This is a genomic window from Colwellia sp. BRX8-9, assembly GCF_014077245.1.
Lineage (GTDB): Bacteria > Pseudomonadota > Gammaproteobacteria > Enterobacterales > Alteromonadaceae > Colwellia_A.
Map to the genome: position 1 here is coordinate 93,221 of NZ_JACGVN010000009.1, position 12,890 is coordinate 106,110.

A 12,890-nucleotide genomic window follows, 5' to 3' on the forward strand; every position below is an offset into this window, starting at 1 on the left:
AATTTAAATAAATTATTTATTTATTTATTTCAGCGTGAAATCAAAAATAATTTCATAGCCCTCTTCACTGTATATTCCTCGACGATAACGCCATTTTGATAACGCTTTTCTAGCAGAGATATTAAGCTCGCGATTAACACTCGACTCGACAGTGCTAATATTTAAAACTTCACCTTGTGGCGAAATACTATAAGCCAGCTTTACGGTACCTGATTGTTGGGCTCTAATTGCGTCAACCGAATATTTTGGTTGCTCTTGATAGAGTGGCACCAAAGATAACGTGGGTGGTTTAATATCGGCGGTCACTGAAACAGTGACAACATCAATAGGCAGTGAAACAATTAACGTCTCCGGTCGATTATTCGCTCCAAGAGCAACTTCATTCTCAGACTGAGCAGGAACAACATAGGGTTGTTTGGGTGCTAATGGCGGTATAACAACCGCAATAAATTTATCTTCTGGGGTTATTTCCTGATATTCAACAACACTTAGCTTTGTTGGCGATTTTGGCGCTGTTTGGAGGTTCGCTTGCTTAGAAAAATGACTTATCACGGCTAAAATACTAAATGAAGCCACAGCTCCTAAAAATAATAGGCTCAATAACTGCATCAGCGTATATCGCGATTTTTTACTTTTTTGCAAAGCTGACAAATGAATTTCTGGTGCGATGACTTGTTGCTTTCTTTGTTGATAAAGTGAGGAGATCTCTTCATCACAGGATGGGTGTTTCATGATTTATCTTCCAATAAATTTTTAATATAAGTTCTGGCATAACGCAAACGGCTTTTAATCGTTTCAAAGCTTTCACCGGTTAATTCGGCAATTTGTTCAAGTGAAAAACCTTCTTGTTGAAAAATAAAAGCTTCTCGCTGGTAAAAAGGCAATAAGGTAATCGCTCGATTAAAAAGGGCTAATCTATCGATATACTCGAATTGTTGCTCTAGTGAGTGATTATTGGTCTGCGACAATAGTTGTATATCTGTGGCCGCCCCCTGCTCATCAAGGGATTGTGTTTGCCAACGATTTTGCCTTCTTAATTCATCAATTAAGGTATTTCTAGCAATGGTAAACAACCAACTTTTAACATTACTGTGTGCTGGATGGCTCGCTTTAATGTTCATCACCTTTAACCACATCGACTGAATAATATCTTCAGCGGTTTCTTTATCAGACTGGCTCAATAGATAATGATAAATTGGCTGATTAAATTGCTTCACCAGCAAAGTAAAATATTTATCTTTGCTGGTGGCAATATAACGCGTTATTAATATTTCAGGGCTGATAGTTGGATTAAACCAACCCTTAACCATAGAAGGTAACTTCAAAGGCGCATCCTAACTTTGTTGGTCCATAGAAAAATCTAATTGTACGGTACGACCCTTTTGATAGACCGCAGCTCCATCAACCGATTTTGCCTGATATTTCCATTTTCTTAAAGCATGTCTAGCCGCTTTATCAAAAATACGTTTTGGCTGAGCGTCAATCACTGAGATATTAACAACTTTACCGACTTCATTAATATCAAAAGCTAATTGCACCCAGCCTTCAGTTCCTTTTCTCATGGCTTCTATTGGGTATTTAGGATTAACACGCACGATGGGGCGAGCCTCATTATTATTCATCCCTTGGTATTGCTTAAAGCCAGTACTCCCTCCCGTCATTGAGATTGGAGCTGATTGGTAGGATAAATTGTGCGTGTCACTTGCAACATCAATCGTCACAACATTTCTTGGCATAGGCTCTGGTGGTGCTGGTGGTTCAAGCTTTACCTTATCGATTTCAATAACTTTTGAATCTTCAGGTAATTGTGCCACTTCAACAATAACATCGGTTAATGGCTTGGTAATATTTACACTGTCGCTACTGATTAAATACGCCATAAAAGCAAATAAACTAAAAGTAATAATAACTGCCAAGCTGATATAAGATAATAATTTAGCCATAGTAATTCCTTTATTTAACAAACAAAAAACAGTTATAAGCGCTAAAATTGCGACTTATACAGGTAAAACGTTTGGAAAAAGTATAAGGGGTTAAATTATTTTTAACTAAAGGGATATTTATAAATAACCTGGTGATTGCTCATCATTAACTATATTGTAAAATGAGGTTGGTTGGTTCCATAAATATGACATTAGCTACTGTTAAAAATAGAAATAAAGAGTATAGTTAATGAGCGCTTATTGTTCTTTTATCTACCAAAGCGCTTTATTTAAGACAAGGAGCAGTTATGATGAATTCAAATATTTTCCTAGTAAACCTACCCGATCAGGTCTCTAAAAGTTTGCTCCCCGTATTACAGGGCGAAAATTTAGGACATGTCGAATCATTCATAGCTGATGACCTAACCCAACCTCTAAAAGTTGCTATAACACACACTGATTATCTCATTCTTTATATTGAAAAAATTGATGAAGAAAGTATTAGCAGACTTAAATTAAAACAAAATGTACCCACTTTATTGATAACCCGTTTTCTTAATTTTGAAATGGAAAGAACCGCTAAAGCACATTACATTGATATGGTGGTCAATGAAAATGATAGCGAATTAAGCTCTCTTATTTACGGTTTCATTAGACAACACGATATTTATCGTTTTCAACACGCACTGGTTGTGGATGACTCAAGAGTTGATAGCCGTATTGTTGCCAATATTTTGAGTAGTGAGTTTATTCATAACGACACTGAGCTTAATAGCGAGCAAGTAATAGAGCGTTTAAGATTAACACCCACAATTAATATTCTGATTCTTGATTATGAAATGCCCTCTAAAAATGGCTGTGAATTAATGCAAGAAATAAAGGAAACTTTTGTGGATCGATCTTTTATTTTTATTGGTTTAACCGGTAATAGAAATGGTGCGATTAAATTTTTAGCCAATGGTGCTGATAATGTTTTTATTAAGCCTATCGATAATGAACTCTTTATCTTAACGCTTAGAAGACTGATCTTTAATGCGCATAAAATGAATAAAGATCAATGTACTCTCAACGACTATAAAAAAATCATTAATAATATGACTAAGGAAATTTCTGACCCTATTTACGTGTTAACAACGGTGAACGATTGTTTATTAGAGGGAAAAGTCAGTAAGGCACAATACCAAAATTTTAAAGAACTTAGCCAGTTATCCAAAGAAAAATTAACCCGTACTTTTGACAGTTTTTTAAATTATTTTGCCATTTCTAACTATATGCAAAGCTCTGCTTTAAAGTCATCTTCGTTGCAATCAATGATAGCAACACAACTATACCTTGAATCAAGCAGGGATAAATTACGTAATATTATCGTCAAAAAATCGATTGATGACGATATTAAAAACTTATGTGTTCCAGAGAAGATTGGTCAAGTTATCAATCAATTGACTCATGATGCCGTGATGCGGTCACAAAACGGTGGTGAACTTAAAATTCGACTTTATACAAAAAATGAGGATATTGTTTTTGAAGTAGAAGACGCCTCACCTTTAGATAAAACCACTCCGCTGACATCTGTAGGAATAGAAAAGTCCCCTGAAGGTCTAATACAAACACCTATTTTAAATCAATTACTTTGCCAAAAAATTATCAATGAATACGATGGTTCTATAGGGGTTCATCATGAAAATAGTGGCGACGTACATTTTTTTAAAATTCCCAAAAAGACATTTTATTTAGGTGAAATATATCATTAGCTTTATTGGTTAATCTTCTTGCTAGTAAAGTAATAAATTGATTATTTTACTATTTATTATCAACGAACAACGACAACCCACTCTGATTTTACTATAACGGTATCACCATATTTTGATGACAACATTTTTAACAACATAGCAACATAAAATAGTTTATTTTATGTTGCTATGTTGTTAAAATAAAAACTCTTTAATACCACTTAACGTTTATGCAAGTAACGTTAAACAACAAAATATAATTTATGTGTGTGCAGTCGATGAGTCGTAGTCGTAATAAAGGTTTTACTTTAATTGAACTGGTCGTTGTCATCGTGATATTGGGCATATTATCTGCCGCCGCATTACCTAAATTTATCAGCATATCAAAAGACGCAAAAATAGCCGTTTTAACCCAGTTTAGTGTCAGCGTAAAAGCCGCTAATAATTTAATCTTTTTAAAATCGAAGATGCCAAGCTATTCTACATTTCCAGTTCCTAGCCGCGCGGATTTAATTGATATAGATATAGACCGTAATGGCGTTATTGATCTTAATGGCGTTGATTTAAGGCTGTTGCACTCTTACATTGATAATCATGAAATTTACAAGCAGATTGATGTTTCTGAGGAGTTTAAGCTCTCGGGGGGCAAGGTTTTCGAAGAGCAAGGCGCAAACTTCGTCTTTATTGGTTACGATGTCAATGGCAACAATAAAGTCAGTGACGATAATTGCTATTTTAGATATACCCAAGCGCAATCTGCAGCAATAGGTCCGGCGTACGATATTATTGCTGACGGTTGCTAATTTAGGCAATCAGTAGACTCAATAATTCACTTATGCATTTGATTAATTAATTTCTTCAAATGCGACCACATAATAACCGTCCATTAGCGCGCTTTTCAATTCGGTATAAACTTTAAATCGCTTAACGCCATGGCTCTTGGTCTGAATATTCACTGTCACCGCAACAAAGCTATCTTTTTCAGCATCTATTGATTCCATACTCAGTTCCCATAAGCTTTCAACGACCTTCTGATAATGGGGATCTGGATAGGCTTTTTGCCACCAGTGATTTTTATCCGGTATATCGGTTAAGTCCCAACCAACAATATTAATAAACTCTTGATTTAAATAAACAATAGTATGATTTAGCGCTTCTTTATTAAGCTCAACAACCATAATAGGCAGTGGTAACAGATCAAAAGATGTTGTTGGAATTTGCTTATACAAAGTAGTACCTCTAACCTAAAAGGTTATAAAATTAATAAACAGGAAAATGCCACAGCTCTAAAACGCCATCACTATTACTGGCATTAATAAACTTGATCGTTTTAGCATCTTTGATAGTTTCGCTATCCCCGTCATTCATTGCGACACTTAATACCGATGCTCGGCCATTTTCCATGACTGATTGCCACTGGGCAAGTAATGCGCCATCAGCCACTCGCCATAACTGTAATACTTGCCTGGGTGAGCCAGTTAAAAATAGTTGTTTGTCGGCAGAAAAAACAGAGTCATTCACTTCCATAAATTTTAAATAAGTATCTAATTCAGCAATGATTTGGCCTGTTTTTAGGTTCCAAAACTTACGATCTTTAACCGCGTCAATGCTAAAGCCAACCAAACCGTCGCTACTGATATCAACATGATTAACGCGACTGGCATGACTAAATTCAAACAGGGTTTTACCCGTTGAAGTATTCCATAACTGGGCCACTTTATCGCTTGAGCCGGTAAAAGCAATTTGACCGTTTTCAGACAGACTCACCGCGTTTATATCTAAACGATGTTTTTGAAAAGTAGTGACCTTATTCGCTTTGGTATCAATAATACTGGCTTTACCACTACGATATCCTAATAACAGTAACTGACCATTTTTAGATACTGACATATCATTAATTATATTATCTGCGACTTGCCACTCACCGACTATTTCAAGATTATCAAGAGTATATTGCTTTACAGACACACGATTAGAAAGATATAAGAACTGATTGTTATTACTGATATAAGCGATTTCAATATGTTGTGCATGATCCGCTGGAAGGCATTTAGGTAATATTGATTGCTGACTGTTTTGCCAAAGACAGACGCCATTACCATTAATAACCACCGTTAACTTACCATCATCTGAAAGTGCTGTGGTTGCTATCGCTGATTTACTGTAACTGCTTTTGCTAACCGCTGCAGAATTATAGACGTCTTGTTGACCACAGGCTGATGCAAGTAAAGAAAGCATCAGTAATATCAAAATTTTCATTGCCTAATCATTTTATTTCATCTGTATGATACAGCTACTATCGCACATATTTAATAAAAAGCGGATGATTTTTGTTCACTGGCGATCAAGGGTATATGGCAACATTAGCAATCATTAAGATATGGCCATTAATCATTGGCGACCAGAGGCTGACTGTTATTTCGACAAGCAAAGTTACATTAGTAACCAGTCATCAATCGGAAAATAATCATCCGCCGCGTTAATTAATGAGTTAGCGGTTAAAGCTGATACACCATAAACATGTGTAGTTACTCCATAACGCTCTTTAACTTTGCGAAGTAGTAAATCAAAGTCGCCATCGCCAGATAATAATATAACGATATCAACATCGCCGGCACTTTCCATGACATCAATGGTAATACCGACGTCCCAGTCACCTTTGGCAGAGCCATCTCGACGTTGAATAAACGGTTTAAGCTTTACATCAAATCCAATATGTTTTAACGCTTTTTGAAATTTATGTTGAGCATCGTCACTGCGTTGAATTGCATAGGCATTGGCGATAACAATATCGCCCTGCTCACTAATTTGTTGCCAAAACTTTCGGTAGTTAAACTGCCTTTGAAAGCTATCACGGGTGGTATAGTAAATATTTTGTACATCTACAAATATAGCTATTTTGTTCAGTTGGCTTGTCATTTATTACTCGATGATAAAGGAAGGATGTTGGTGATGGCCACCATTACCAAAAACCATAGGCAACATGCTACAATAAAGCTACTATTAAAAACATGTCTAAAAGTATAATAATTCAGAGAAAATTCGATGTCAGCCATACGTTCATTATTCTATTTCTTATTACGTTTCCCGATAAAATTGCTTGTTCGCAGTAAAATTGTTCCTGACAACTATTTAGAGTCAGAAGAAGTAAAACTTGAACAGCCACAGTTTTATGTTATTCGTCATCAATCTGCCAGTGATCTACTTGCCCTACGAAAGGCCTGTAAAACTTTAAAATTACCCGATCCACTAAGCCTGGTAACTGTTAATGGGCAAAGTTTTTCACGTTTATTGTGCTTAGAAAAACCTACACCGCTTTTTCGTTGGCGAAAAGCAGGTCATACCGAAGCGATTACCCAAGGCTTCGAATTATTAAAGCAGCACAGCATCGACGAAAAATTAGATGCTCAGCTCATACCTGCTCATGTTATTTGGGGCAGAACACCAACCAAAGAACATAATAATGCCAATATAGGGACTGTTTTAGCGGATCAAGAATCACCTTCGTGGTTACGTAAGTTTTTCATTGTATTATTTTTAGGGCGTAATTCTATTGTCCGATTTAGTGAAGCGATTTCTTTTCGTCTTATGGCAGACAGGCATGGTACTACGCAAGCAAGTGCACAAAAATTAATGCGTATTGCTCGTTTTCACTTTTACCGCCAAACGATTGCAGTAACGGGCCCAAGGTTAATGCACCGTCAACAAATGTTTGCGACACTGCTTGCTAATCCATCGATAAAACGCTTAATCAGCGACGAAGCCAAAAGCAAAGCGATTAGTGAAGAGCAAGTGAAAAAACAAGCCCTCGCCATCATGGATGAAATTGCCGGTGATTACCGTGACTCTATGGTTCGCTTGGGCGCACGTATTTTAACTTGGCTGTGGAGTCGCTTATACAGCGGTATAAACATCAATAATGCAAAAGTGCTGCGAGATCTAGCTCAAGAAGGCCATGAAATTATTTATGTGCCTTGTCACCGAAGCCACATGGACTATTTACTACTTACCTATGTCATTTTCCAAGAAGGCTTAGTGACTCCTAGAATAGCCGCTGGTATTAATTTAAATTTTTGGCCAGCAGGCCCTATCTTCCGCAAAGCCGGTGCGTTTTTTATTCGTCGTAGCTTTAAAGGCAATCGCTTATATTCCACCATTTTTCGCGAGTATTTAGGCTTATTATTTGAACGTGGCTACTCAGTAAAATATTATTCTGAAGGCGGGCGCAGTAGAACTGGCCGTTTACTACCCCCTAAAACAGGTATGCTTGCCATGACGATACAAAGCTTGCTTCGTGGCATTGATCGTCCATTAACCTTAGTGCCAGTTTATTTAGGTTACGAGCATGTTATGGAAGTCGGCACCTATCATAAAGAATTAAGTGGTAGCCAGAAGAAAAATGAATCTATCTTTGGTGTTATTAAAGCGATTAAAAATTTACGAAATTATGGAAAAGGTTACGTGAATTTTGGTGAACCTATCAATATTAACCAGTTCTTAAATAAACAGGTCCCTAGCTGGAAAGACGATATCGACCCTATTGATCCACAAAAGCCAACATGGTTGACACCAAGTGTTAATATTCTGGCTGATCAAGTAATGACGCATATCAATAAAAGCGCCGCCATTAATGGTACGGCTTTAGTCGCACTTATTCTGCATGCTTGTAATAATAAAGCACTCGCTAAAACAGAATTAATAAGCCAGCTTGATTTATTTTTAAACTTACAGCGCAATGCGCCTTATAGTCAGCAGTTGACCATCCCCTGTGAAGATGGCCAGCAACTGCTTGAAGAGGTTATCTCTCTTAATAAAGTCACCGTAAATCAAGACAGTTACGGCGACATTATTTCATTATCTGAAACAGCCATTTTAGAAATGCGTTATTACCGTAATAATATTTTACATAGCTATATATTACCTGCGCTCATTTGCCGGATATTGGAACGCCATAGCAAAATAGATATCGACACTTTATTAGAACAGGTGCAACGGATCATCAGTTTAGTGAAAATTGATTTATTTTTATGGCAAAGCGAAAGTGATGTTGTGGAACAAACAGAGCAAATAATAAAATTTTTAATGGCCGAAGGTCTTATTCGAAAAAGTAAAAGTGGCTTTTTAAGCGTGGTAAATGACGTTGAACAGACCAGTAATATTCGCTTAATCGGCGAATGTATTAATGAAACCGTACAACGTTTTACCATTATCTGTTCATTAACACATCGTTTATCACCCATTAGTAAAAATGACCTTGAAGACAAAGTTGTTGCTATTGCTAAGCGCTTATCGGTATTAAATGATATTAATGCTCCTGAGTTTATTGATAAAAAAGCCCAGGGAATTTTAATTAAAGCCATGATTGAGCAAGGCTATATTAATAAAGATGAAAACGACCAGCTCGTTGACAGCAGTACTTTAGGTTTGTTGAAGTCGTCGGTCACTCAACTGATAGATATTGAAGTTTTACAGAGTATTATTCGTTAACTCTTGCACGAATAAAACGGGCTACATCGTCATCCTGAACGATTATCAGGATGACGCACCACAAGCATAATGTTGGATCTCATGATTATCGGACCCGTAGTAACTAGAGGTACTCTATTGATATGCCAATAAAAATCACTAAACCTACAAAATGATTATTCAAAAAAGCTTGAAAGCATTTATCACGCTCTCTATCGACAATTAAAATTTGTTGATAACAAAAAAATCCGGCCGCAATAACAAGACTCAGTTGATAAGGCCAACCAAATGCGAGCATTTCACCCACGCTCATTAACAAAGCTAGTGTAGCCAGTTGAAGAAATAGAATAATACGTTTGTCATGGCGACCAAATAGAATGGCCGTTGATTTTATGCCAATTTTTAAATCGTCGTCGCGGTCAACCATCGCATACATAGTATCGTAAGCTACCGTCCATAATAAGTTAGCGCTAAAAAGTAGCCAAGCAACTGTGGGGATTTCACCCATACCTTCGGCAAACGCCATAATCATCCCCCAGCTAAACGCTGCACCTAATACCACTTGGGGTAACTGGGTATAACGTTTCATAAAAGGGTAACTTGCTGCCAGTAACACCGCAACCACTGACAATTGAATGGTGAACCAACTTAAGGTTAAAACTAAGCCGAGCGCGATGCCAATCAACAAACCAAATAACGATAACGCATCGTTTGGCGTTAATATGCCAGTAACTAATGGCCTATGCTGGGTACGTTTTACTTGTCCGTCTACTTTACGATCTGCCCAGTCATTAATAACACAACCTGCGCTGCGCATAACAAAAACACCTAAGGTAAATACAGCTAGCCAATGTAAGGGTGGAAAACCATCGCCGGCTATCCATAATGCCCAATATGTTGGCCATAATAGTAAGTAGGTACCGATCGGCTTGTCGGCGCGAGTAATTTTTACAATGCCTTGCCACTTATCTGCAAAAGAATTTGTCATGTATTTTCCTGAAGATTTTTTATTTCTTTTTTATTTATCATAATTGATCAGTTTGATTAGTTTGATAAGCGAAGGCATTCGGTAAAAATATTTCAGCAACTAATAAAGGTTTATCATGCAGCATAAACGTTGAACGGCGTCCCCAGAGCTCGGTTTTAACTGGTAATTTAAGATGTTGTGCTAATGCTGATACGGTAGAGATTGGAGAAAAAGACGAGATTTCAATGCATTTACGGGTTAACTCTTTTTTGCTAAACAGCACCTGTCCTAACGATTGGTTACCTAAGTGTGCTAACTGCTGCTCTTCACCGGTTAAGCTTTTTAAAGGCAGTAAGCTGCGGGCAAAGACTTGTGGCACATTGTCGCAATATAATATCACCTCACGCACTAACACTTGTTCACCTACATTAATGTCTGCCGTTGCTTCTTCTCTTGTGCAAGGCTGAATTTTTTGCCCTAATACTTCAACACGAAAATGTTGGCAACATTGACTTAATCGAGCAGTCAACGAGCTTGGGTCGAGTAACCAACTTAATAGCGTTTCATTAAGCGATACTCCTAAAGGAGACTGCCATGCTGTATCGATAGTAATGGGAAATAATGGATGCGACTGGGTCATAACAACTAATTAATAACTATTTTATTAGACAATAACCTGCATATCATATCAGTATTGTTTAATTTATGCCGCTGGTAATTTGGTACACCTTGCCGACCAAATTCAAGTGGTGATTTCAAAGGTAGACGAGCTCGCATCAATAGGCCACACGAAATAAGTTAGCCTATCAAACGGGTTATCCTTGAGGGGGTTTTAGCGCTTAGCGTTATAAAAATAAATAAAGCGAACAAATTTGCTAATAAAAGCTAATGATTCATTGTAATATAGTCGATAGTCTTTTCAATTCTCCAGTTAAATAGAGCGGCAAAATGAAAAATACCTTATTAATATTAGCGACATTATTGTCGTTCTCTTTTCCTTTATCTTCAGTAAAAGCGGCGGACTATGCTTACTTTGGTTTTGAACCCGCTATTATCACTAACTATGTAGCGGTAAAAAAGAAACTAGGCTATGTTCGTCTCACCGTTGAATTGATGATTGAAGATTCGGCAAATTATGAAACGGTTGAGCATCATGCACCGTTATTGCGCGATGCTATTATTGCTATTATTGGTCAGCAACCTGAAGCAAAAGTAAAATCGATTAATGGTCGCCACGAAATCCAGCGTTTATGTGAAGAAAAAGTGAAGAGTCTTTTGACACAAGAAACAGGTCAGCCGCTAATTAAAAAATTATTATTTACCCAGTGGCTAGACAACTAACAGTATATTAAAAGATCCCCGTAGGTCGGTAAAACTCAACCTACGGTTTTTTAATAAAGACCTAATGCCTTTTCATCAATAACACGTTGACTGCTGCTAACAAACAGCCACTTACTAATCCTAATAAGTGCGCTGTATTTGCCATATTAACCGGTAAAACATCGGCATAGCCCAGTAAAAGCCAAAACAGTAAAAAGCCAATAATGGGCTTAGAGATCATTAAACCTTTTTCAGGTGCTAGCCAGCCATACCACCAAACATAACCCACTAAGCCATAAACCACACCAGACAGGCCGCCAAAGTTAGGACCTGAAACCATAAACTGCCCGAGATTAGAGAGCAGTGCGGTGATCAAAAATAAATTAATTAACGCCCCCTTCCCTAAAGTACGTTCAACACTGCCACCTAATTGCCACCACCACATAGTATTAAAGACAATATGTAACCATGAAAAATGAAACAGGGCGGGCCCTAAAAGACGTAATGGAGAATCAAAAAAGGCCTCCATCGTTAACTTAGGATAGAAATGTAATAATTCAAAAGTAGGTCGAGCGAAACCCAACAAGCTCGCGATAAAAACTAACCAGCACAAAGCAAAAACAGTTAAGGTTACCACACCGGCATGAGCCAAAAACTGCTGTTTAAAGCTTGTTATTAATGACGGAGAGTTGTCTTGAACTTGTGAAACTTGTCCACTTTGCCATGCAGCTTGTTGATATTTTTCTTGGTAAGGGTCGGCAATAAATTCAGCAAAAATTTCTTTTGCTTGAGCTATTTTATGGCTTGCACAATAAATAACATAGTCGCTGTCATCCTTTTGCACTTTAGCATCGATATCTAAACTGGTTAAATAATTCGCAAACAACAAGGCAATGTTATGTTGTTTAACTTGTACTAAGGGACTTAGCTCATTTGCTGAATTATATTCCGACATTATGCTCAACTATTTAGTGTTCTATATCTTGTGGAAAACGTAATTGCCAATCAGTAAAGCCGCCATCGAGTGAATAAACATCACTGAAGTCTTGGCTAATAAGAAACTGTGCAGCTTGTTGGCTAGAAATACCGTGATAACAGCAAACAACAACGGGGGCATCTAAGTCGGCTTCACGAATGAAGTCGGCAAAGTTTTCATTACTCAAATGAATAGCACCAGGAATATGATTTGCTTGAAAAGAAGCCGCGTCACGAATATCAACAATGACATGAGTTTTATCAGTTAAACTCTCGTGTAAGGTGGCCAGTTGCATATGTTTGAAATTGGTTTGTTCAGTCATTTTTTATTTCCCTAAAAATTTACGCCGTTAATGTAGCATAATTTTACATCTAGACGTTACCATTCAAAACTCAGCAAAATACATATTGATTGGTAATAGCGATAAGACAACAAATATATTCTTTGTTGTTTACCATTTAAAGCATGTGCACTTATCGGTAACATAGACAATTAATAGCTTTATCGCT

14 protein-coding genes are annotated in these 12,890 nt (G+C 37.2%); 4 read left to right on the forward strand and 10 right to left on the reverse strand.

Going from position 1 to position 12,890, the window contains the following annotated elements; genetic code table 11:
* Nucleotides 1–24 precede the first annotated feature (24 nt).
* The 3 genes from H4J70_RS09620 to H4J70_RS09630 are packed head-to-tail and all read right to left on the reverse strand — an operon-like array spanning nt 25 to nt 1,943.
* Entirely contained in the window at nt 25–732 is a 708-nt protein-coding gene (locus H4J70_RS09620; RefSeq protein ID WP_182251024.1) for an energy transducer TonB, read from the reverse strand.
* On the reverse strand, nt 729–1,325 hold the full coding sequence (locus H4J70_RS09625; RefSeq protein ID WP_182215361.1) for a sigma-70 family RNA polymerase sigma factor: 597 nt from the start codon (nt 1,323–1,325) through the stop codon (nt 729–731). The genes H4J70_RS09620 and H4J70_RS09625 overlap by 4 nt, the downstream gene beginning before the upstream one ends.
* A 9-nt stretch (nt 1,326–1,334) precedes the next feature.
* Nucleotides 1,335–1,943, reverse strand: coding sequence for an energy transducer TonB (locus H4J70_RS09630; RefSeq protein ID WP_182215360.1), 609 nt, complete (start codon nt 1,941–1,943; stop codon nt 1,335–1,337).
* Between the two features lie 287 nt (nt 1,944–2,230).
* Between H4J70_RS09630 and H4J70_RS09635 the strand changes: the two genes are divergently transcribed.
* Nucleotides 2,231–3,673, forward strand: a complete 1,443-nt coding sequence (locus H4J70_RS09635; protein ID WP_182215358.1) for a response regulator — start codon at nt 2,231–2,233, stop codon at nt 3,671–3,673.
* Nucleotides 3,674–3,930: 257 nt separating this feature from the next.
* Nucleotides 3,931–4,455 carry a type II secretion system protein gene (locus H4J70_RS20895; RefSeq protein WP_182215357.1) on the forward strand — a complete coding sequence of 175 codons (525 nt, stop codon included), beginning with the start codon at nt 3,931–3,933 and terminating at the stop codon, nt 4,453–4,455.
* 42 nt (nt 4,456–4,497) lie between these two features.
* Here the strand turns inward: H4J70_RS20895 and H4J70_RS09645 are convergent, their stop codons facing one another.
* The 3 genes from H4J70_RS09645 to H4J70_RS09655 all read right to left on the reverse strand — a co-directional run bounded on the left by H4J70_RS09645 (nt 4,498) and on the right by H4J70_RS09655 (nt 6,559).
* Nucleotides 4,498–4,881 (reverse strand): hypothetical protein, encoded by a 384-nt coding sequence (locus tag H4J70_RS09645; protein ID WP_182215355.1) that lies wholly within the window; start codon nt 4,879–4,881, stop codon nt 4,498–4,500.
* A 31-nt stretch (nt 4,882–4,912) separates the two neighbouring features.
* Nucleotides 4,913–5,911, reverse strand: a complete 999-nt coding sequence (locus H4J70_RS09650; protein ID WP_182215353.1) for a WD40 repeat domain-containing protein — start codon at nt 5,909–5,911, stop codon at nt 4,913–4,915.
* Between the two features lie 174 nt (nt 5,912–6,085).
* Nucleotides 6,086–6,559, reverse strand: a complete 474-nt coding sequence (locus H4J70_RS09655) for an NYN domain-containing protein (protein WP_182215396.1) — start codon at nt 6,557–6,559, stop codon at nt 6,086–6,088.
* A 138-nt stretch (nt 6,560–6,697) separates the two neighbouring features.
* On the opposite strand from H4J70_RS09655, the gene plsB reads away from it, so the two are divergent.
* Complete coding sequence (gene plsB, locus H4J70_RS09660) at nt 6,698–9,139, forward strand: glycerol-3-phosphate 1-O-acyltransferase PlsB (protein WP_182215352.1); 2,442 nt, start codon at nt 6,698–6,700, stop codon at nt 9,137–9,139.
* 103 nt (nt 9,140–9,242) lie between these two features.
* On the opposite strand, the gene ubiA is transcribed toward plsB, so the two are convergent.
* On the reverse strand, nt 9,243–10,106 hold the full coding sequence (gene ubiA, locus H4J70_RS09665; protein ID WP_182215350.1) for a 4-hydroxybenzoate octaprenyltransferase: 864 nt from the start codon (nt 10,104–10,106) through the stop codon (nt 9,243–9,245).
* A gap of 37 nt (nt 10,107–10,143) precedes the next feature.
* Nucleotides 10,144–10,725, reverse strand: a complete 582-nt coding sequence (locus H4J70_RS09670; protein ID WP_182215348.1) for a chorismate lyase — start codon at nt 10,723–10,725, stop codon at nt 10,144–10,146.
* A 308-nt stretch (nt 10,726–11,033) separates the two neighbouring features.
* Between H4J70_RS09670 and H4J70_RS09675 the strand changes: the two genes are divergently transcribed.
* Nucleotides 11,034–11,426, forward strand: coding sequence for a flagellar basal body-associated protein FliL (locus tag H4J70_RS09675; RefSeq protein ID WP_182215347.1), 393 nt, complete (start codon nt 11,034–11,036; stop codon nt 11,424–11,426).
* A 61-nt stretch (nt 11,427–11,487) separates the two neighbouring features.
* Here H4J70_RS09675 and glpG read toward each other — a convergent pair whose 3' ends face one another.
* Both glpG and glpE read right to left on the reverse strand, forming a co-directional pair.
* Entirely contained in the window at nt 11,488–12,360 is an 873-nt protein-coding gene (glpG, locus tag H4J70_RS09680) for a rhomboid family intramembrane serine protease GlpG (RefSeq protein WP_182215345.1), read from the reverse strand.
* A gap of 13 nt (nt 12,361–12,373) precedes the next feature.
* Nucleotides 12,374–12,703, reverse strand: coding sequence for a thiosulfate sulfurtransferase GlpE (gene glpE / locus H4J70_RS09685; protein ID WP_083277969.1), 330 nt, complete (start codon nt 12,701–12,703; stop codon nt 12,374–12,376).
* Nucleotides 12,704–12,890: the final 187 nt, after the last annotated feature.

Bases quoted from the DNA above. Each gene is read 5' to 3' on its own strand.
- H4J70_RS09630 (WP_182215360.1), bottom strand. From the start codon at position 1,943: ATGGCTAAATTATTATCTTATATCAGCTTGGCAGTTATTATTACTTTT.
- H4J70_RS09650 (WP_182215353.1), bottom strand. From the start codon at position 5,911: ATGAAAATTTTGATATTACTGATGCTTTCTTTACTTGCATCAGCCTGT.
- H4J70_RS20895 (WP_182215357.1), top strand. From the start codon at position 3,931: ATGAGTCGTAGTCGTAATAAAGGTTTTACTTTAATTGAACTGGTCGTT.
- plsB (WP_182215352.1), top strand. From the start codon at position 6,698: ATGTCAGCCATACGTTCATTATTCTATTTCTTATTACGTTTCCCGATA.
- glpE (WP_083277969.1), bottom strand. From the start codon at position 12,703: ATGACTGAACAAACCAATTTCAAACATATGCAACTGGCCACCTTACAC.
- H4J70_RS09675 (WP_182215347.1), top strand. From the start codon at position 11,034: ATGAAAAATACCTTATTAATATTAGCGACATTATTGTCGTTCTCTTTT.
- glpG (WP_182215345.1), bottom strand. From the start codon at position 12,360: ATGTCGGAATATAATTCAGCAAATGAGCTAAGTCCCTTAGTACAAGTT.
- ubiA (WP_182215350.1), bottom strand. From the start codon at position 10,106: ATGACAAATTCTTTTGCAGATAAGTGGCAAGGCATTGTAAAAATTACT.
- H4J70_RS09670 (WP_182215348.1), bottom strand. From the start codon at position 10,725: ATGACCCAGTCGCATCCATTATTTCCCATTACTATCGATACAGCATGG.
- H4J70_RS09635 (WP_182215358.1), top strand. From the start codon at position 2,231: ATGATGAATTCAAATATTTTCCTAGTAAACCTACCCGATCAGGTCTCT.
- H4J70_RS09620 (WP_182251024.1), bottom strand. From the start codon at position 732: ATGAAACACCCATCCTGTGATGAAGAGATCTCCTCACTTTATCAACAA.